The organism is Aestuariimicrobium kwangyangense DSM 21549 (assembly GCF_000421525.1).
In the GTDB taxonomy this organism is placed as follows: domain Bacteria; phylum Actinomycetota; class Actinomycetes; order Propionibacteriales; family Propionibacteriaceae; genus Aestuariimicrobium; species Aestuariimicrobium kwangyangense.
The window spans coordinates 1,249,143-1,267,529 of the sequence record NZ_ATXE01000001.1 but is presented as its reverse complement, the minus strand read 5'-3'; the positions used below and the strand labels follow the sequence as shown (position 1 = coordinate 1,267,529).

Sequence of the window (18,387 nt, the reverse complement as noted above, 5' to 3'; positions counted from 1 at the left end):
TGTCACCTGGTGGGGGTCACTGCTTCTGGGCGAGCAGGGCGTCCAAACGGGGGGTGGCGGAAGCCGACCGCTCGTCGCCCAGCAGGGCGGCGTTGCCGCCGGGCTGGAACTGCCCGGACTCGAGCGCCTCGGCCTGCGAGCGCAGGTGCTGGGTCAAGGAGCTGCGGTAGTCGGACTCCCAGGCCTTGAGCTGGTCGACCTTGCCGGCGAACTCGTCGCGCTCCGACTCCAGCGTCTGGAACAACTCGGTGCGGCGGTTCTTGGCGTCCACCTCGACCTGTTCGGCGTTCGCGCGGGCGGCGGCCACCAGTGAGTCGGCGTTCGACGTGGCCTCCGCGGTGATCTGCTCGGCCTTGGCGTCCGCGGCCTTGGTGGTCTCGGCGGCGTAGGCGTCGGCCTCGTCACGAGTCTGCTTGGCGTCGGCCGCAGCCTCGTTGCGCATGCCCTCGGCATCGCGCTGGGCGTCGGCGACGACGCCCTCGGCCTGCTCGGTGGCCAGCTGCACCAACCGGATGACCGCGGGGCTCGCATCGGTGCTGGTGGTCACCACCAGGCGCTCCAGCTTGCCGGTGCCGTGCTGAACCTGACCCTCGGCGGCAGCCTCTGCCGGCTGGCGGGACTCGGCCGACTCGCGGGCCTCGGCGAGCTGACGATCCAGGTCGCTGGTGCGCTGCTCCAACTCGGCGTTGCGCTGACGCAGGACCTCGAGTTCGGCATTGCCCGGGTCATGGGTGTCAGATCCCTGGGTGGCAGCGAGGGCCGCCTCGGCGCGCTCGGCGCGGGCACGGAGCTCGGCGACCTCGGCCTTGAGTCGGTCGTTCTCCTCGACCAAGGCCTGGTCGACCTGGCCCGAGGGCTCGTGCGCAACACCGGCCTGGTCGGCCTTGAGCGCCTCGACCTGGGCCTTGGCCCGATCGGCCTCCTCGTGCATCGACTGGAATGTGGCGACCACCCGATCAACGAATTCGTCCACCTCCTGCGCGCGGTAGCCCTCGTTGGGGCGCCGGGCCATGGGGAACCGAATCTGGTTGACCTCGTCCAAGGTCATCGTCATGGTTGTCTCCAAACTCTCGGGGGATGCAGCGCACCCCGGCCGGGACACCCAGGGGTTGGCCTGCGGGGGTGAGCGCGCACAAGCGATCCTGATCAGGCTACTGCACGGGTTGAACGCCACACCACTGGCCGCCGGACACGTTCAAGCAGAAGTTGAGACAGCCCTCAGAAGAAGATCGCGGTCACCAGTCGCTGTGCGATCAGCAAGGACAACCACGCCGCCATGAACCCCAACGAGAAGGCCACCTGGCCCACCCGCAAGGGGGGCAGGAAGCGTTCGAAGAAGCGGATGGGTGGGTCGGTCAGGGTGTAGACGACCTCGAAGACGACCAGGATCACACCCCGGGGAGTGAACGAGGGACTGAGCGCGGGAATGAACGACAGGATCATGCGGACGAAGAACAGGAACATGTAGATCTGCAGTGCCCACGCGAGCACCACTCCGACGACCTGCACGAATCAGACCTCCACGGATCATCCGACCGAACGACCCCGCGGGGCGAGCAGTCAGCTCTGGTTGAAGAAGCCACTCGAGGCGATGCGTTCCTTGTCCTCGGCGCGAACGTTGACGTTCTTCGGCGAGAGCAGGAACACCTTCGAGGTGACGCGCTCAATCGTGCCATGCAGGCCAAAGATCAGTCCGGCCGCGAAATCGACCAGGCGCTTGGCGTCGGCGTCCTCCATGTCGGAGAGGTTCATGATCACCGGCACACCGTCACGGAAGTGCTCGCCGATGGTGCGGGCCTCGTTGTAGGTGCGCGGATGGATCGTGATGATGCGGGTCAGGTCGGCGATCTTCTGCTCGGACTCGTGACCGGACACGGAGACCTCCCGGGTGCTCGGGTTGCGGTGGATGGGGGTGATGGTCGACAGCTCGTCCTCGGCCTCACGGTGGTCGACGGCCTGGGTGATCTCGGCGTAGTCGTCGTCATCGTGGGTACCGGCGTACCGGTCGGTCTGCACCAGACCGAGCCACTCAGCCGTGTTCCTCAGAAAAGACATGCGTCCAGCCTCCACAAGTTGTCGCCCCTGGACCTCCAGCCCTGACGGACGGGGAAGTCGGATCGCCTACACCGTACCTGCTGCCCCCGGCACGCCGGTCGACGCAACACCCGACACGCGCCAAATGATGCCGGCGAACCGCCCGGCGTCGGCCCCGTCACGGCGGTGCGAGTGCAGTTCGGGCGTGGTCAGCGTGCAGGGGTCCAGTCTGACGGCGGTCACCCCCTGGTCGACCAGTTCCTGCTCCACCCCCGCGCCCAGGTCGAGAGCCCTGGTACCCCAGCGTGACGCCACCACCACCTGCGGGTGGGACGATGCCACCCGGTCGGCCATCGCCTCGTCGACCTCGTAGCAGCGGCCGCAGATGTGCGGCCCCACCCAGGCGACGATCTCGCGGGCGCCCAGGTCACGCATCGCCTCGACGGTGTGGGTCACCACACCACCGAGGTAGCCCTCCCGCCCGGCGTGCACGGCACCCAGCACCCCGGCCGTCGGGTCGGCGAGGAGGACGGGGACGCAGTCCGCCACCCGGATCACCAGGGCCACGTCGGCCCGGGTCGTGACCATGGCGTCAGCGGACGACAAGGGCGCCACTCCCCCGGGCGATCCGAGGTGGGATCGCGGCCCCCAGCCGGAGAGGAAGGAGTCGTCGACCACCACGACGTCGGACGAGTGCACCTGCGACAGGGTGACCAGGGTGGGTCCGCCGATGGCGCGACGCACGCGCTCGAAGTTGGCCTCGACGTGGCTCACCTGGTCGACGTCGGTCCGACCGAGGTTGAGTGAGCCGAGGTCGCCGGGCGTCACACCACCGTGGCGGTCGGTGAAACAAGCCCCGACGCCGGCATTGGCGTCGGGGCTGATCAGCACACGGAACACGGGCTCACTTCATGAAGTCGGGAACGTCGAGGTCATCGTCGTCGGCCGGCCGGGGTGCGGTCGGTGCGGGACGGGGAGCCACCGGCGCCTGCTGGGTCTGGAACTGCGACTGCACCGGGGCCTGCTGCTGCGGGCGCGACTGCAGCGGCTGGCCGGTGATCGGGTTCAGGGTCTGGGTCACACCGACCGGGGCCTCGGGCTGCTGGCGGGGCTCGCGACGTTGCACTCCGGGCTGCCGCTTGGGGGGCTGCCCGCCGTCGAAGCCGGCGGCGATCACGGTCACCCGCACCTCGTCGCCGAGCGAGTCGTCGATCACGGTACCGAAGATGATGTTGGCCTCGTCGTGTGCGGCCGCCTCGATCAGGTTGGCGGCATTCGAGACCTCGAAGAGACCGAGGTCGGAACCACCGGCGATGGAGAGCAGCACGCCGTGGGCACCGTCGATGCTGGCCTCGAGCAGCGGCGAGCTGATGGCCATCTCGGCAGCGGCGCGGGCGCGGTCCTCACCGCGGGCCGACCCGATGCCCATCAGGGCCGACCCCGCATTCGACATGATCGACTTCACGTCGGCGAAGTCCAGGTTGATCAGCCCGGGGGTCGTGATCAGGTCGGTGATGCCCTGGACGCCCTGCAACAACACCGTGTCGGCCTGCTTGAAGGCATCAAGGATCGCGACCTGGTGGTCGGTCATCTGCAGCAGCTTGTCGTTGGGGATCACGATGAGGGTGTCGACCTCTTCGCGCAGCGCGGCGATACCGGTCTCGGCCTGGGTGGCGCGACGCTTGCCCTCGAACCCGAACGGGCGGGTGACGACGCCGATGGTCAGCGCACCGAGCGAGCGGGCGATCTTGGCGACCACGGGTGCGCCACCGGTTCCGGTGCCACCTCCCTCGCCGGCGGTCACGAACACCATGTCGGCCCCCTTGAGGGTCTCCTCGATGTCCTCGGCATGATCCTCGGCTGCCTGCCTGCCCTTGTCGGGATCGGCGCCGGCGCCGAGACCGCGCGTCAGCTCACGGCCCACGTCGAGCTTCACGTCGGCGTCGCTCATCAGCAGAGCCTGGGCGTCGGTGTTGATCGCGATGAACTCAACACCCTTCAGGCCGGCATCGATCATGCGGTTCACGGCGTTCACGCCGCCACCGCCAACACCGACCACCTTGATCACAGCCAGGTAGTTCTGCCCTGCACTTGCCACGGAAGTCCGCCTCACTTGGTTGCCTTGCGAGCTCTTGTCACGAAGTTCGCCTGCCCTGCAGGCGCAGGACCGGGATTCACACGACCTTACGTGTCACCCTCAGCGTTGTCGGTTCTCAGGCTAGGGGCGCGCTCGAAACGGTGTCCAACACAGCACTGGGCTGAGGGGGAACCCTCAAGCGGTGGTCAAGGGTCGATCCGACGGGGCTGGGGAGCGGCTCAGCGACTGGTCGGATTGGCCGGTGACGAGACGTCGTAGACGGTGGCCTTGACCTGCAGCAGCGCGGTCGCCACCTGGGCCTTGGTCGCCGACTCCTCGGCGCTGCCCCAGACCACCGATCGTCCGCCCCTCAGCACCACCGTGATGGTGTCGGGGCTCTGGGCCTTCATGCCGGTCACCTCGCTCCGCAACCGCGGGGTGAGGGACTGCGCCACGGTGGCCAGGTCGCCGAGCAGTCGACGGTCGGTGTCGGTGGTGTTCACCACGACCAGGCGCGGATCGCGCTGGGTCTGGGTGTGGAACACCACCCCCGAGCCGTCGACCCACTGGTAGGTGGAACCGTTGATGCGCTGCACCCGGGCGGTCCGTTCGGTGACGACCACCTGGACCGCCGAGGGCCACCGGCGGGTTGTGCTCACCGACTCCACCTCGGGAAGCGTTGCCACGCGGTCGGAGATCTGTTGCAGCCTGACCTGCGCGAGGGGCTGGCCCACGGGCACCCTCGCCTGGGACTCGACCTGGGCGGAGGTCAGCAACCGGGTGCCCTCGATGCGAACCTCCCGAACCGAGAAGACCGGGGTGAACCAGACCACCACGGCCAGCACGACGGCCAGTCCCAACCCGACGCCGGCCAGCACCACCGGACGAACCCTGCGCCAGCGGGCGCGCCGACGACGCCGTCGCAGGCCGGGCCTGGCGTCGGCCAGACCTGGCACGCGGCTGCGATCGGCCATCAGGCGGTGCCTTCGCGCAGCAGGTCGACCAGCAGGGGCCCGACCAAGGTGACGTCACCCGCACCCAGGGTCATCACGAGATCTCCCGGACGACTGTGGCTGGCCAGCCAGCCGGGCAGGTCACGCTTGTCGGGCACGTAACTGACCTCGCCTCCGTGCGCCTGGCCGGCCTGCACCACCAGGTCTCCGCTGACACCGGGTACCGGGTCCTCACGGGCACCGTAGACATCAGTCACGACCGCGAGGTCAGCCAAGGTCAGGGCCTCGCCGAACTCGTCGGCGAACTCAGCGGTCCGGCTGTAGAGGTGGGGCTGGAAGCAGGCGATCAGTCGTCCCTCACCGACGGCCCGACGGGCCGCCGTGAGCGCGGCACGCAGTTCGGTCGGGTGATGGGCGTAGTCGTCGTACACCCGCACTCCCCCGCTCTCGCCGACCAGCTGGAACCGCCTCAGCGTGCCGGTGAAGGCCGCGGCCCCGGCCACCAACTGTTCATGGCTGCAGCCCAGCTGGCGGCCCACCGCGTAGGCGGCAGCGGCATTCTCGAGGTTGTAGCGTCCCGGCACCTGCAGCCGGATCCGGCCGGAGGACCCCCCATGGTCGAGCACCCCCGAGGCGGTGGTGCCCTCGAAGTCCAGCTCGCTGAGCCGGACGTCGGCCCCGGGCCCCGAGCCGTACCGCACCACGGTGGTGCCCAACGCCTCCACCCGATCGGCCAACTCGGCCGCTCCTGGGTCGTCGGAGTTGGCGACCAGCACGGCCACGCCGGGCTGGCTGGCGAACCGGACGAACCCGTCGATGTAGGCCTGCGGGGTCTGCCAGTTGTCGAGATGGTCGGCCTCGACGTTGGTCACCACCGCGATCGTGGTCGGGTACTGCAGGAAGGAGCCGTCCGACTCGTCCGCCTCGACCACGAAGACGTCACCGGTGCCCAGGTGGGCGCTGGTTCCGGAACTGGCCAGGGGTGAGCCGATCACATAGCTCGGATCGAGGCCGGCTGCGGCGAGCATCACGGCGGTCATGCCCGTGGTGGTGGTCTTGCCGTGGGTGCCAGCGATGGCCACACCGACCTTGCCGTGCATCAGGCTGGCCAGCGCGGCGGACCGGTGCAGCACGCGCAGACCTCGGCGTCTCGCCTCGGCGAGTTCGGGGTTCGTCTCCCTGATGGCCGAGGAGACGACCACCGTGTCTGCCTCACCGAGTTGCGCAGCCTCGTGGCCGACGAAGGTGGGGATGCCGGTGGCCGCGAGTTGGCGGAGCACGGACGAATCCGTCTGGTCGGAACCGCTGACCTGCACCCCCCTGGCGTGGAACAGTTGCGCGATGCCGCTCATGCCGGCGCCGCCGATGGCGATGAAGTGCACCCGTCCCAGACTCTCGAGCGGTTGCACGTCGATCGGTTCACGCAGTGCCATGGTCACCTCCGGCGACGGATTCGATGATCTCGGCCAGGGTGCGTGCCGAGTCGGCCGGCATCAGCGCCGGGCCGGCCTTGGCCATCCGCTGGAGGCGAGCGGGGTCGCCGAGGATGGCCTCGACCTCGTGGGCGAGCCTGTCACCGTCGAGTTCGTGATCGGGGACGAGCACCGCTCCGTGTGCCGCCACCAGGCTGGCGGCGTTGCGGGCCTGCTCACCGTTGCCATGGGGCAGCGGGGCGAAGATCGCGGGCAGTCCGACCACGGCCGTCTCGACGACGGTGCCCGCACCCGATCGTCCGATCATCAGGTCGGCGGCGGCGTAGGCCCGCTCCATGCGGTCGACGAAGGCCACGGGGACGTAGCGGGCGCCCGACTCGGCAGTGACCACCTCGGTGTGCTCGGCGAAGTTCTTGGGACCCCACACGTGCAGCACCTGCCAGCCCTGCGCCAACAGTCGGTCGCGGGCACCCAGCAGGGCCGTGTTGATGCTGCGGGCGCCCTGGGATCCGCCGCTCACCAACACCGTGAGCCGGTCGGGGGCGAGACCCAGGTCACGCCTCGCCTCGGCCCGGCGGGCCGACCGTCCGGCCCCGTCCTCGCGGGCCAGGTCGGAGATCGCCGTGCGAACCGGGAGGCCGATGAAGCGGGCGCGCGGCAGGGGGGTCTCGGGAAAGCTGACGGCACACACCGTCGCGAACCGGGCAGCTACCCGGTTCGCCAGACCCGGGACGGCGTTCTGTTCGTGGATGACCACGGGGATGCCCATGGCCCTGGCCGCGAGGTAGGCAGGCATGGACACGTAGCCGCCGAAACCCACGAGCACGTCGGCACGCCTGCGCTTGAGGATCGCCCTCGCCTCGCGCACGGAACCGACGAGTCGCCACGGGAGTCTGGCCAGGTCAAGGGTGGGCCGCCTCGGCAGTGGCACAGGCGTGACCAGGTCGAGTTCGAGCCCCGCCGCCGGGATCACCCTGGTCTCCAGGCCCCGAGACGTACCGATCGCGGTGCACGTCACCCCGTGTTCGCGAAGCACCTCGGAGGTCGCGATCAGTGGGGAGGTGTGACCGGCCGTCCCTCCCCCGGCGAGCACCACGTTCAGCACGTCGTCCACCAACCTCTCCTCGGATGTTCCTCACCCATCATTCCAAACCAGCGCGATGACACGCGGATCCTCGTCCTCGCGGCGGTGTCGACACGGGCGGTGGCGGCGTCGACACGGGCGGTGTCGTCGCGCTCGGGCGCCTCACTTGGGGACGACGCGGGTGACCCGGCGCTTCTTCGACGCCGCGGCCTCGATCCACTTGCGCGCGGCGGGCTCGTGCCTCGCGCAGGCGAGCAGCACACCGGCCGCCAGCAGGTTCGACAGCAAGGCGGAACCCCCCACCGAGATGAACGGCAGTGGCACCCCGACCACGGGCAGTGCGTTCAGGGCCACCCCGATGTTCATCAAGGTCTGGAACATGATCCAGCAGGTGATCCCACCTGCCACCACCCGCACGAACAAGGTGTCGGCCCGCTGCGCGATCCGGATGCCGCCGTAACAGAGCACGGCGAAGGCCGCGATCACCGACAAGGTGCCGAAGAGCCCCAGTTCCTCACCCAGCACCGCGAAGACGTAGTCGTTCTGGGCGGCGTCGGCCAGCCCTCCCCACTTCTGCCGCGACCCGCCGAGCCCCACCCCGAACCAGCCACCGGTGGCGAGGGCGTAGACCGCGCTGAGCGGCTGCTGCGAGACGGTGGGGTCGTTGTGCGAGGTTCCCGCCAGGAAGTTCATGATGCGGGTCATGCGGTTCTGGCTCGCCAGCACCAACACGGCGACCACCCCGCCCAGGGCCGTACCCAAGCCGCCCATGATCACCATGGGTGTGCCGACCAGCCACAGCACCGAGGCGAAGATGGCCACCAGCACCAGAGCGGTACCGAGGTCGCCGCCGGCCAGGATCAGCAGGATCGGCACCCCGAACCCGATCAGCAGCGGGGGCAGCAACTGCTTGGGCTGGTCGAGCACCTTCTGCTTGTTGTGCAGCACCGCGGCCGCCCAGACCACCGAGGCCAGCTTCGCGAACTCGGCCGGCTGCAGGGTGCCCAGCCCGCCCAGCGAGATCCACGCCCGGTTGCCCTTGTTCTCGATCCCGAGCGGCGTGAACAGGGTCAACAACAACACCACCGACAGCACCATGGCCGGCCACGCGATGCCCGACAGGAAACCGACACTGCGCCGACTCAGCCACCAGGCAACGGGGATGCCGACGGCGAGGAAGACCATCTGCCGCACGGCGAAGTAGTAGGGGGTGCCCGAGATGGCCTGGGCGTAGACCGAGGACGAACTGAGACTCATCAGCTGTCCGATGCTCACCAGCAGCACCACCGGGATCAACACCAGGTAGTACGACGACATCGGTTGGGCCAGGAGAGCCGACACGGCCCCTTGCCTGCGCCGGGACCCACCCGAGCGTGCCTTCGTCCGCTCGCGGGTGGTCGTCGCCATTCGGATTCCTTTCGCAGGGCTGGGGGAAGTCAGTCCTGGACGAGCCCGCCGACGGCGTCGATGAAGCTGTCACCGCGGGCGTCGTAGCCGGACCACATGTCCTTGCTCGCACATCCGGGAGCGAGCAGCACCACGTCGCCTGGTTGGGCCAGTCCGGTCGCCGCCTCGACGGCTTCGACCATGGCTCCAGTGTCCGACCTCTCGATCGAGATGACCGGCACATCGGGCGCGTGTTGGGAAAGCGCGGCGGCAATGACGGGAGCGTCGACACCGATCAGCACCGCCCCCCGCAGCCGGTCGGCGTGCTGGCTCACGAGGTCGTCGAAAGTGACCCCCTTGGCCTGTCCCCCGGCGATCCAGACAATGGACTCGAACGCCCTCATCGAGGAGTTGGCTGCGTGCGGATTCGTGGCCTTGGAGTCGTCCACGTAGGTGACCCCGCCGATCTCGGCGACCTTCTGGATGCGGTGCCCGCCCAGTTCGAGCGTGCGAAGCCCTTCGGCCACGGCTTGCGGCGACACCCCGAAGCTGCGTGCCAGGGCGGCGGCGGCCAAGGCGTTCTCGACGTTGTGCGGCGCAGAGGGCTTGACGTCGTCGAGGTTGCACAGGGGAAGGGCGGACGACTGACGTTGCGCCACGAAGGCGCGGTCGACGAGCAGGTCGTCGACCACCCCCAGCATCGACGGCCCGGGGATGCCCAGGGTGAACCCGATCGCGCGGGCACCCTCGATCACGTCGGCCTCCTCGACCATCCTCTCGGTGGCCGGGTCGTTGACGTTGTAGACGCAGGAATGGCTGACCTGGTTGAAGATGCGCGCCTTGTCCGCCGCGTAGGCGGCATAGGGGTCGTCCTCGTGGGCGTACCACTCGAGGTGGTCGGCATCGAGGTTCAGCACCGCCGCTGAATGCATCTGCAGGGAGGGTGCGTAGTGCAACTGGAAGGACGACAGTTCCACGCAGTAGACGTCATAGGAGACGTCGTCGAGCACGGCCTCCATGACGGGGCGTCCGATGTTGCCCACACAGGCCACCTTCAACCCGGCGGCCCGCAAGATCGAGTCGAGCATCTGTGTGGTGGTGGTCTTGCCGTTGGTGCCCGTGATCGCCAGCCAGGGCACCACCCGGTCTGGCCGCTGGAAGCGCCAGGCGAGTTCCACCTCACCCCACACCGGCACTCCTCTTGCCAGGGCCTGCGCGATCAGGGGCGCGACCGGGCGCCACCCCGGCGAGGTGACCACCAGGTCGACATCGTCGGGGAGGGTAGCCGTTGAGCCCTCCCCGATCCGGACGTCTCCGTCGAGCAGCCGCAGCAGGGTCGCCTTCTCCTGGTTGGCCTCGGTGTCGGCCTCGTCGAGCACGATCACCCGGGCACCGCGTTCCAGCAGCGCATCGGCCGCTGCGAAACCCGAGCGGGCGAGCCCGGCGACCACGACGGTGGCCTCATGCCAGGCCGAACTGCGGTCGGCTCCTTCGAGCCAGGGCAGGCGGGGCGTGACCTCCATCAGCCGACCACCCATTCGGCGTAGAAGACGCCGAGGCCGGCCGCCACGCACAGTCCACAGATGATCCAGAACCGGATCGTCACCGTGACCTCCTGCCACCCCACCATCTCGAAGTGGTGGTGGAAGGGTGCGATCTTGAACAGCCGCTTGCCCTTGGTCGCCTTGAACCAGCCCACCTGGAGGATCACCGACAGCGTCTCCATCACCATGATCCCGGCGATGATCACCAGCAGGAACTCGGTGCGGCTCATGATGGCCAGCCCGGCCAAGGCACCCCCGATCGCCAGGGAGCCGGTGTCGCCGATGAAGATCTTGGCCGGTTTGGCGTTCCACCACAGGAATCCGAAACAGGCTCCCGCCAGGGCCAGCGCGACCACAGCCAGGTCGTGTGGGTTGCGCACGTCGTAGCACTTGGGTCCGGCCGTCGAGGTGAACCCGCAGTACTGGTTGAACTGCCAGATGTTGAGGATCGCGTAGGCGGCGAAGATCATCGTCGAGCAGCCGGCGAGCAGACCGTCGAGGCCGTCGGTGAGGTTGGAGGCGTTGGACGCACCCGCGATCAGCACCATCAGCCACAGCACGGCGAGCGGGAAGGGCAACCACAACCAGTTGATGTCGCGCAGGAACGAGATGGCCTGGCTCGCGGGTTCGATGCCCCGGTCGTCCGCCAGCGAGAACGGTGCCCAGGGTGCCTCGGAGGGCAGCAGTGCCAACACCGCGAACGAACCGGCGACGAAGACCTGCCCGAACAGCTTGCCCCGGGGGGTCAGCCCCAGGGAACGCTGCTGGCGGATCTTCGTCCAGTCGTCGAGGAAGCCGATGAAGCCCATGCCCAGCAGCAGGTAGAGCACCAGCAGGGCCGACACGGTGATCGGTGTCCAGGTCAGCAGGTGGGCCAGGAAGTAGGAGACGATGACCGACACGATCACGGCCCAGCCACCCATGGTGGGGGTACCTCGTTTGGTGTGGTGGGTGGTCGGCCCGTCATCGCGCACGAACTGCCCGTAGCCCCTGCTGACGAGGAACTGGATCAACAGGCGGGTACCGAACAGAGTGCCGACCATCGACAGTCCACCGGCGAGCAGGATGTTCTTCACGACTTCTCCTCCACGACATGGGCGAGCACGGCCGCAGCCACTCGTTCGAGTGCGAGACCGCGGGACGCCTTCACGAGGACGACGTCGTGCGGGCCCAAATCTAGCGATCCGGCCTCGTCGACGCTGACGACCCGACCGGCGAGCCCGGCTTCGGCGGCGCCGGCCACCATGGCGGGAGCCTCGTCGCCGATGGCCAGCAACAGGTCGACGCCGGCCTCGGCGGCCCATCGTCCGACCTCGTGGTGGCGGGTGGTCGAGTCGGGGCCCAACTCCAGCATGTCGCCGAGTACGGCGATCACCGTGGCGTCCGGATGCGCGGCCCGGCGCGCCGCGCCGATCGCACCGAGGGCTGCCAGGGCGGCCTTCATGGAGTCGGGGTTGGCGTTGTAGGAATCGTTGATGACGGCCCCGCCATGTGCCGCCACCTCGAGTTGCATCCGCCAGTGGGAACGGTGGCGGGCGGCTGTCAACGAGGCGGCGATCCGCTCGGGCGCCACTCCGGCCCGCCAGGCAGCGGCTGCTGCGGCGGCGGCGTTTGCCACCATGTGGCGACCCAGGAGGGCCAGGCTGACCTGGTGGCGGTGCTCGCCGGCGGCATCGGTGAACACCAGCGTGAAGGTGGGGCGTTGCAGGTCGTCCAGGCTGATCCGGGTGGCCCAGACCAGCGGTCCGTCGACCTCGGGTCGAGCGTCGGCGGCCGAGAACCAGGCGAGCTGCCCGATGGTGCGGCTGGCCATCGCGGCAACCCGGCGGTCGTCCGCGTTCAACACCGCCCATCCCTCGGCCGGCAACGCCTCGACGATCTCACCCTTGGCGCGGGCGATGCCCTCGACCGAGCCGAACTCGCCGAGATGGGCCGAACCCACATTGAGCACCATCGAGACCAAGGGCGGGGTCATCGAGCACAACCAGGCAATGTGCCCCTGCCCTCGCGCACCCATCTCGCTGACCAGGAAGCGGGTCTGCTCGTCGATCCCGGTCGCCGTGAGCGGTACCCCGATCTCGTTGTTGAAACTCCCGACCGGCGCCACCGTCGGCCCCTCGGCCTCGAGCACCTGGGCCAGCAGGTCCTTGGTGCTGGTCTTGCCCGAAGAACCCGTGATGGCCAAGGTGACGAGTCCGGCGGCACGGGCCTCGTCCACCACGGCCCGCGCGAGCCCGGACAGGCCTGCAAGCGGGTCGTCAACCAGCAGGTGTGGCACCGGGGCACCGGTGGGACGACTGGCCAGCACCGCGGCTGCTCCGGCGTCGGCGGCGCGGGCGGTGAAGTCGTGTCCGTCGACGTGTTCACCGGGAAGCGCGACGAACAGACATCCGGTTGTGGCGAGCCGGGAGTCGATCACGACGTCGGGGCCGACCACGGTGGTCGGGTCGCCCTCGACGCGGCCGTCGGTCCAGGCGGCGAGGTCTGACAGACGATGGCTCCTCATGACTGCTCCCCGATCCCGGTGGTCGCGCTGGCACGGATCCGGCTGTTGCCGGTGCCGCTCCCGCTGATCGCACTCATGACTGCTCCCGGGCGATCATCGCCCATTCCTCGACCACGACGTCGGCGTCATCGAAGGGCAGCACCCGGTCGCCGACGATCTGTCCTTGTTCATGACCCTTGCCCAGCACCAGCACGACGTCATCGGGCTCGGCCCAGCGAAGGGCGTGTGCGATCGCGGCGGCACGGTCGGCGCACTGCACGACGGTCGCCCCCGGTCGTGTCTCGGCGACGGCCCTGGCTCCCTGCTCGACGGCCAGCCGGATCCGGGCGGGGTCCTCGGTTCGGGGGTTGTCGTCGGTGACGACCACGAGATCGGCATGAGCGGCCGCGCCACCCATCATCGATCGTTTGGCGCTGTCACGATCACCCCCGGCACCCACCACCACAGCCGTGCGGGAGAACTGGTCCCCGACCCGCACCGCCTCCTCGATCGCCTGGGGGGTGTGGGCGAAGTCGACGAACACGGTCGGGGTGGCCTGCTCCCCCTGGCGGGGTGGCCCAAGTGGGATCCGCTGCATGCGTCCCGGCACCTGGGCGTGCCTGAGGCCCGCCATCGCCTGGTCGGGGTCGACGCCCACCACCGCGGCCATGGCCAGGGCGAGCACGGCATTTCGTCCGTTGTGGGCGCCCGGCAGGTCGATGCTGAGCTCTCGCTCCCCCAGCGCCCCGGCGATGCGAACCCGGGTACCACCCTCGGGAGTCGGCTCACTCGACAGCAGCCGGATGTCGTCGTCCGCTGCCGTGCCCACGGTGGTGAGGGCGGGCGCCTTCGCTGCGCGCAGGCGGGAGGCCAGGAGTCGTCCGTGGTCATCGGTGGTCATCACCACGGCGTGCCGGCAGCGGTCTGGCTCGAACAGGCGGGCCTTGGTCTCGAAGTAGTCCTCGAGGGTGGGGTGGAAGTCGAGGTGGTCGCGGCCGAGGTTCGTGAAGCCGGCGACGTCGAAGCCGACCGCCCGCACCCGCTCCAGCGCGAGGGCGTGGGACGAGACCTCCATCACCACTGCGTCGGCGCCCTGGCCGACGAACCGGGCGAGCAGGGCCTGCAGGTCGAGCGATTCGGGGGTCGTCACCGTGGTCCTGGCCACCTCGACGGGCTCGCCCGCGAGGCGGAAGCCGATGGTGCCGATGGTGCCCACCCGATGACCCGCCGCCGCGAGCGCCGCCTCCAGCAGGAAGGTGGTGGTGGTCTTGCCGTTGGTGCCGGTGACTCCCAGCATGGTCAGCCGCTGACTCGGGTATCCATGGAAGCGCGCGGCGAGATCGGCCATGGTCAGGCGGGGATCGGCGACGACGACGACCGGCAACCGGTCGCCCACCAGGCCCGAACCCACCTCGTCGGTGAGCACGACGGCAGCGCCCGCCGTGACAGCGGTGTCGACGAACTGCGCCCCGTGCGCCCTCTGACCGGGCAGTGCCACCCACAGATTGCCCGGGGCCACCGTTCGTGAGTCAAGAGCCAGTCCCGTGACCACGACATCAGCGGCTCCGACCGGCGCCACCGCGAGGTCGGCGAGCAGCACGGACAGCCTGATCGGGGGTGGGGACGTCATCGAGGGATCACCGGTCACGGTACATATGTAAGCGGACGCTCGGTCGGCTTGGTGGTCGACGGGAGCACACCGTAGCGGGGCAGGGCGAGGCTCATGATCTGCTGGGCCACCGGCAGGGCCAGCGTCGAACCGTCGGTCCCGCGGGTGGGCTGGTCGACGACGACGTAGACGAGCAGCTGCGGGTCCTCGACCGGGGCGACGCCCACGAAGCTGGCGGTGTAGCCGCGGTAGCAGGAGCACTGCGGGTCGACACGCTGGGCGGTGCCCGTCTTGCCTGCCATGCGGTAGTTCGGGATCGAGCGGGACTTCTTCAGCATCACCACCGACTCCATCATGTCGAGCACCTGCGCCGATGCCGCCGCCGAGATGACCCGGCGTGGCTCCGCCTTCTCGACGGGAACCGCCTTGCCGTCACCGTCGACCGTCGCCTTGACCAGCGTGGGCGCGTTGTAGAGCCCACCGTTGGCCACCGCTGCGATGGCCGATGCCTCCTGGACGGCGGTGACTGACAGTCCCTGACCGAAGCTGATCTGGTCGCGGGAGTAGTCGGCCAGGCTCGCGGGGGGCAGCCAACCCGCCGACTCGCCGGGCAGGCCGAGTCCGGTCTTCTTCCCCAGGCCGAAGTCGAGCAGGTACTGGCGCAGCTTCTGCTTGTTCATCTGGCGGGTCAGCAACACCGTGCCGATGTTGGACGAGTTGGCGATCACACCACGCGCGGTGAGGTGGAGGGTGCCGTGCTCGAACGCATCCTTGATCTTGCCGTCGCCCGAGACCACACGACTGGGTACCTCGACGCGGGTGTCCGCGGTGACCAGACCTTGGTCGGCGAGGGCGGCCATGGTCAGCACCTTCTCGACCGACCCGGGCTCGTAAGGGGCGCTGACGGCACGGTTGCCCAGGTTGGCCGGGTCGGCTCCGGCCGGGTCGTTGGAGTCGAATCCGGGCGTGGTCGACAGGGCCAACAACTCGCCGGTCTTGACGTTCATGACGATCGCGGTGCCGTTCTTGGCGCCCGCCCTGGTCACCCCCGCGGCCAGTGCCTGGTTGGCCATCAACTGCATCTCGGTGTCGAGGGTGAGGGTGTAGCTCGTGCCATCGACCGCCGGGACCAGGGTCGTGTTGGCCAACGGGATGCGTCCGTTGGCGCTGGTCGCGTAGGACTCCTTGCCGTCGGTCCCTGCCAGGGAGGCCTCCAGGGAATACTCCAGTCCACCGGCCCCCTCGCCGGCCGAATTCATGAAGCCGATCACGTTGGCGGCCACATCGCCCGCCGGGTAGGTGCGGATCGGGTCGTCCTCCTTGGCCAAGCCGTGCAGTCCGATGCCGTCGTTGGCGGCGGCCAGGTCGCGGCGGATCTGCTCATAGGTCCAGGCCGGCACCTGCGACTTGACGACCACGTAGTGCTTGCGACCGAGGTCACTGAGGATGGGCAGGTAATCGGCCTCGGAGCCCCCGAGGTACTTGGCGAGCACGACGGAGATGTCACGGGCGGCCGTCGCGGCGCGCTTCTTCTGCCCCGGGGTCATCTCCACCCGGGTGTCGATGCCGTTGCGGCTGATCATGATCGGGTCGGCGACGATCTTGACCGCCTGCTCCGAGGAAGCCATCACCACGCCGTTGCGGTCGCTGATGGTGCCGCGCTGGGCCACCAGGGTCTTGGTGTAGGTCATCCGGTTGGCGGCCATCGCCGCGTTCGCCTGGGCGTCGTAGGCCTGCAGGTAGAAGGCCCGGCCTGCCCACGCCGCAAGCGTCAACAGCATCACCAGCAGCAGCGCGTTCAGACGGGTGGTGCTGTTGGCCAGCCGGAGGCGCCAGGTGCGTCCGTAGGTCGGCCTGTCCGTCTGGTGGGGACGGCGGCCGGGGGTGCGAGCGGGTCCGGTCGACGCGCTGCGCTGGCCCGCAGGTCCCGACGAGGAGCGCGACGCCGAGGAGCGGGAGGACGAGGAGCGGGAGGACAGGGGACGCTCCGAGGAGGAACGGTCAGAACGGGGGCGGTCAGAACGGGGGCGGTCCGACGGGGCGCGGCGATCGCTGGGGGGACGACGCTCGGGGCTCATCAGCGACCGCCGGCGGTCGGGGCGGTCGAGGGCTTGGTCGAGGAATTCGCCTTGGCAGACGGGTTGGCGGTACTGGAAGTGGCGCTGGGCTTCGCACTTGGCTTGGCGCTGGCCTTGGCTGCCGCGGCCTTCTTCTTGGCCTCCTCAGCGCGCTTCTTGCTCAACTCCTCGGCCTTCTTCCTGGCGGCATCGGCCTTGGCCTTGGCCTCGGCCGCCACCCGGGCGCGAGCGCCCTCCTGGGCGTCCTGTTGCTGCTGCCAGGAACTCCACTTCTGGTCGGGGAGTTCGTTGCCGGTGACGGGCACGGGGTTGCCCAGGATTCGTCCGTCGGCCAGCGTGATGAAGGCGGGGTAGGGGTTCGGACGAAGCCCCAGCTGATGGGCCCTCTGCTCGAGCGCGGAGGCGGAGCGCAGTTGCTCCACCTGGGTGGTGAGTTCGCCCTTCTGGTACCCCAGCGAGGTGGCGTCGGCCTGCAGCGAGTTGAGTTGCTTCGCCTGGGTCTGGATCGCGGTGTTGAGCACCAGCAGCCCCAACAACCCGAGTGCCAGCAGTGCTCCCAACACGGCCACGAACGGGATGCGGACGACCTTGGCCGGGGCGTCCAGCGCCCGCAGGTGGGGACGCGTTGACTCCGGGGCGCCGGGTTCGCGCTGAGGACTGGCCCAGGAGGTCAGGGACTCGACCACACTCATGCTGCACTTCTCACTGTTTCGATGGCACGGACTCGTTCGATGGCGCGGAAGCGGGCCGAGGCGGCACGCCGGTTGGCCGCCACCTCGTCGGGGGTGGGTTTCTCCGCCCCCCTTGTCAGCGACCTGCACTCCGCGCGGAGGTGCTCGGGCACCATCGGCAGGTGGGCAGGGGCGCGGTCGGAGGTAGCCACCCGGAAGACCTGCTTGACCAGTCGGTCCTCCAGGGAGTGGTAGGCCAGCACGGCGAGACGGCCCCCGACGGCCAGTGCGGCCACGGCGGCCGGGAGCACCCCCGCCAAGGCCTCGAGTTCGGCGTTCACCTCGATGCGCAGGGCCTGGAAGGTGCGCTTGGCTGGGTGGCCGCCGGTGTTGCGGGCGGCGGCCGGGATGGCATCCGAGATGACCTGGACGAGCCTGGCCGAGCTGGTGAAGGGCTCCTGTTGACGGGCCGCGACGATGCGCTGGGCGATGCGTCGGGAGAACTTCTCCTCACCGAAGCGACGAAGGATCCGCTCCAGGTCGTCCAGTTCGTAGGTGTTGACCACGTCGGCCGCGGTGGGGCCCGAATCACCCATCCGCATGTCCAGGGGGGCGTCGACCGAGTAGGCGAACCCCCGCTCGGTGCGGTCGATCTGCAGGCTGGACAGTCCCAGGTCGAGCAACATCGACTGGATGCTCGTCGTCCCGGTGCGCTCCAGGACCTGGGGCAGTTCGTCGTAGACGGCCCGCTCGAGACGGACACGGTCACCGAAGCGGGCCAGCCGCTCACCGGCGATGGCCAGCGCCTGCGGGTCGCGGTCGATCCCGATCAGTCTGGCGTGGGGGCAGGCGGCGAGGATGGCTTCGGCGTGGCCACCCATACCGAGGGTGCCGTCGACGTGCACCGAACCCGGAGCCTGGAGTGCCGGCGCCAGGACCTGCACGATGCGGTCGACCATGACCGGTTCGTGCAGTGCTGACGCGTGTGGCTTCGGGGCGTCCACCTCGGACATTCGACCCTCCCTCTCGGGAT

Annotated in this window: 15 protein-coding genes and 1 pseudogene; all 16 read right to left on the bottom strand. The window is 69.3% G+C overall.

The window, feature by feature from the left end; translation table 11 throughout:
* Window positions 1-16: 16 nt before the first annotated feature.
* On the bottom strand, window positions 17-1,054 hold the full coding sequence (locus H507_RS0105620; RefSeq protein ID WP_022909747.1) for a DivIVA domain-containing protein: 1,038 nt from the start codon (window positions 1,052-1,054) through the stop codon (window positions 17-19).
* Window positions 1,055-1,218: 164 nt separating this feature from the next.
* The gene (locus tag H507_RS0105615) at window positions 1,219-1,509 is read right to left on the bottom strand and encodes a YggT family protein (RefSeq protein WP_022909746.1); all 291 of its coding nucleotides are present in this window, start codon (window positions 1,507-1,509) and stop codon (window positions 1,219-1,221) included.
* A 51-nt stretch (window positions 1,510-1,560) separates the two neighbouring features.
* Window positions 1,561-2,055 (bottom strand): cell division protein SepF, encoded by a 495-nt coding sequence (locus H507_RS18415; protein WP_022909745.1) that lies wholly within the window; start codon window positions 2,053-2,055, stop codon window positions 1,561-1,563.
* Window positions 2,056-2,121: 66 nt separating this feature from the next.
* Window positions 2,122-2,934: a purine nucleoside phosphorylase YfiH/LACC1 family protein gene (locus H507_RS15010; protein ID WP_022909744.1), complete on the bottom strand. Its 813-nt coding sequence runs from the start codon at window positions 2,932-2,934 to the stop codon at window positions 2,122-2,124.
* A 247-nt stretch (window positions 2,935-3,181) separates the two neighbouring features.
* A pseudogene (gene ftsZ / locus H507_RS0105600) lies at window positions 3,182-4,132 on the bottom strand (cell division protein FtsZ); the annotation flags it as partial.
* Between the two features lie 218 nt (window positions 4,133-4,350).
* Window positions 4,351-5,085, bottom strand: a complete 735-nt coding sequence (locus tag H507_RS0105595) for a cell division protein FtsQ/DivIB (protein ID WP_022909742.1) — start codon at window positions 5,083-5,085, stop codon at window positions 4,351-4,353.
* Window positions 5,085-6,497 (bottom strand): UDP-N-acetylmuramate--L-alanine ligase, encoded by a 1,413-nt coding sequence (gene murC, locus H507_RS0105590; RefSeq protein WP_026377829.1) that lies wholly within the window; start codon window positions 6,495-6,497, stop codon window positions 5,085-5,087. Before murC ends, H507_RS0105595 begins: the two co-directional genes overlap by 1 nt.
* Window positions 6,484-7,602: an undecaprenyldiphospho-muramoylpentapeptide beta-N-acetylglucosaminyltransferase gene (gene murG, locus H507_RS0105585; protein ID WP_026377828.1), complete on the bottom strand. Its 1,119-nt coding sequence runs from the start codon at window positions 7,600-7,602 to the stop codon at window positions 6,484-6,486. Before murG ends, murC begins: the two co-directional genes overlap by 14 nt.
* A gap of 141 nt (window positions 7,603-7,743) precedes the next feature.
* Window positions 7,744-8,898: a peptidoglycan glycosyltransferase FtsW gene (locus tag H507_RS0105580; protein ID WP_051139702.1), complete on the bottom strand. Its 1,155-nt coding sequence runs from the start codon at window positions 8,896-8,898 to the stop codon at window positions 7,744-7,746.
* A gap of 119 nt (window positions 8,899-9,017) precedes the next feature.
* A complete protein-coding gene (murD, locus tag H507_RS0105575) occupies window positions 9,018-10,505 on the bottom strand; it encodes a UDP-N-acetylmuramoyl-L-alanine--D-glutamate ligase (protein ID WP_026377826.1) in 1,488 nt (495 codons plus the stop codon).
* Window positions 10,490-11,587 (bottom strand): phospho-N-acetylmuramoyl-pentapeptide-transferase, encoded by a 1,098-nt coding sequence (gene mraY / locus H507_RS0105570; protein WP_022909737.1) that lies wholly within the window; start codon window positions 11,585-11,587, stop codon window positions 10,490-10,492. Before mraY ends, murD begins: the two co-directional genes overlap by 16 nt.
* Window positions 11,584-13,017 (bottom strand): UDP-N-acetylmuramoyl-tripeptide--D-alanyl-D-alanine ligase, encoded by a 1,434-nt coding sequence (locus tag H507_RS0105565; RefSeq protein ID WP_022909736.1) that lies wholly within the window; start codon window positions 13,015-13,017, stop codon window positions 11,584-11,586. Before H507_RS0105565 ends, mraY begins: the two co-directional genes overlap by 4 nt.
* A 73-nt stretch (window positions 13,018-13,090) precedes the next feature.
* Window positions 13,091-14,626, bottom strand: a complete 1,536-nt coding sequence (locus H507_RS0105560; RefSeq protein ID WP_084707690.1) for a UDP-N-acetylmuramoyl-L-alanyl-D-glutamate--2,6-diaminopimelate ligase — start codon at window positions 14,624-14,626, stop codon at window positions 13,091-13,093.
* A 14-nt stretch (window positions 14,627-14,640) separates the two neighbouring features.
* Complete coding sequence (locus tag H507_RS0105555) at window positions 14,641-16,428, bottom strand: penicillin-binding transpeptidase domain-containing protein (protein WP_026377824.1); 1,788 nt, start codon at window positions 16,426-16,428, stop codon at window positions 14,641-14,643.
* A 254-nt stretch (window positions 16,429-16,682) separates the two neighbouring features.
* Window positions 16,683-17,375 (bottom strand): cell division protein FtsL, encoded by a 693-nt coding sequence (ftsL, locus tag H507_RS17225; RefSeq protein WP_022909733.1) that lies wholly within the window; start codon window positions 17,373-17,375, stop codon window positions 16,683-16,685.
* Window positions 17,372-18,367, bottom strand: coding sequence for a 16S rRNA (cytosine(1402)-N(4))-methyltransferase RsmH (gene rsmH / locus H507_RS0105545; RefSeq protein ID WP_022909732.1), 996 nt, complete (start codon window positions 18,365-18,367; stop codon window positions 17,372-17,374). Before rsmH ends, ftsL begins: the two co-directional genes overlap by 4 nt.
* Window positions 18,368-18,387: the final 20 nt, after the last annotated feature.

What these genes read in the sequence shown, in the direction of transcription:
- H507_RS0105620 (WP_022909747.1), bottom strand. Translation starts at nt 1,054, where the DNA reads ATGACGATGACCTTGGACGAGGTCAACCAGATTCGGTTCCCCATGGCC.
- H507_RS18415 (WP_022909745.1), bottom strand. Translation starts at nt 2,055, where the DNA reads ATGTCTTTTCTGAGGAACACGGCTGAGTGGCTCGGTCTGGTGCAGACC.
- H507_RS0105560 (WP_084707690.1), bottom strand. Translation starts at nt 14,626, where the DNA reads ATGACGTCCCCACCCCCGATCAGGCTGTCCGTGCTGCTCGCCGACCTC.
- rsmH (WP_022909732.1), bottom strand. Translation starts at nt 18,367, where the DNA reads ATGTCCGAGGTGGACGCCCCGAAGCCACACGCGTCAGCACTGCACGAA.
- H507_RS0105565 (WP_022909736.1), bottom strand. Translation starts at nt 13,017, where the DNA reads ATGAGGAGCCATCGTCTGTCAGACCTCGCCGCCTGGACCGACGGCCGC.
- H507_RS0105595 (WP_022909742.1), bottom strand. Translation starts at nt 5,085, where the DNA reads ATGGCCGATCGCAGCCGCGTGCCAGGTCTGGCCGACGCCAGGCCCGGC.
- H507_RS0105580 (WP_051139702.1), bottom strand. Translation starts at nt 8,898, where the DNA reads ATGTCGTCGTACTACCTGGTGTTGATCCCGGTGGTGCTGCTGGTGAGC.
- murD (WP_026377826.1), bottom strand. Translation starts at nt 10,505, where the DNA reads ATGGGTGGTCGGCTGATGGAGGTCACGCCCCGCCTGCCCTGGCTCGAA.
- ftsL (WP_022909733.1), bottom strand. Translation starts at nt 17,375, where the DNA reads ATGAGTGTGGTCGAGTCCCTGACCTCCTGGGCCAGTCCTCAGCGCGAA.
- murC (WP_026377829.1), bottom strand. Translation starts at nt 6,497, where the DNA reads ATGGCACTGCGTGAACCGATCGACGTGCAACCGCTCGAGAGTCTGGGA.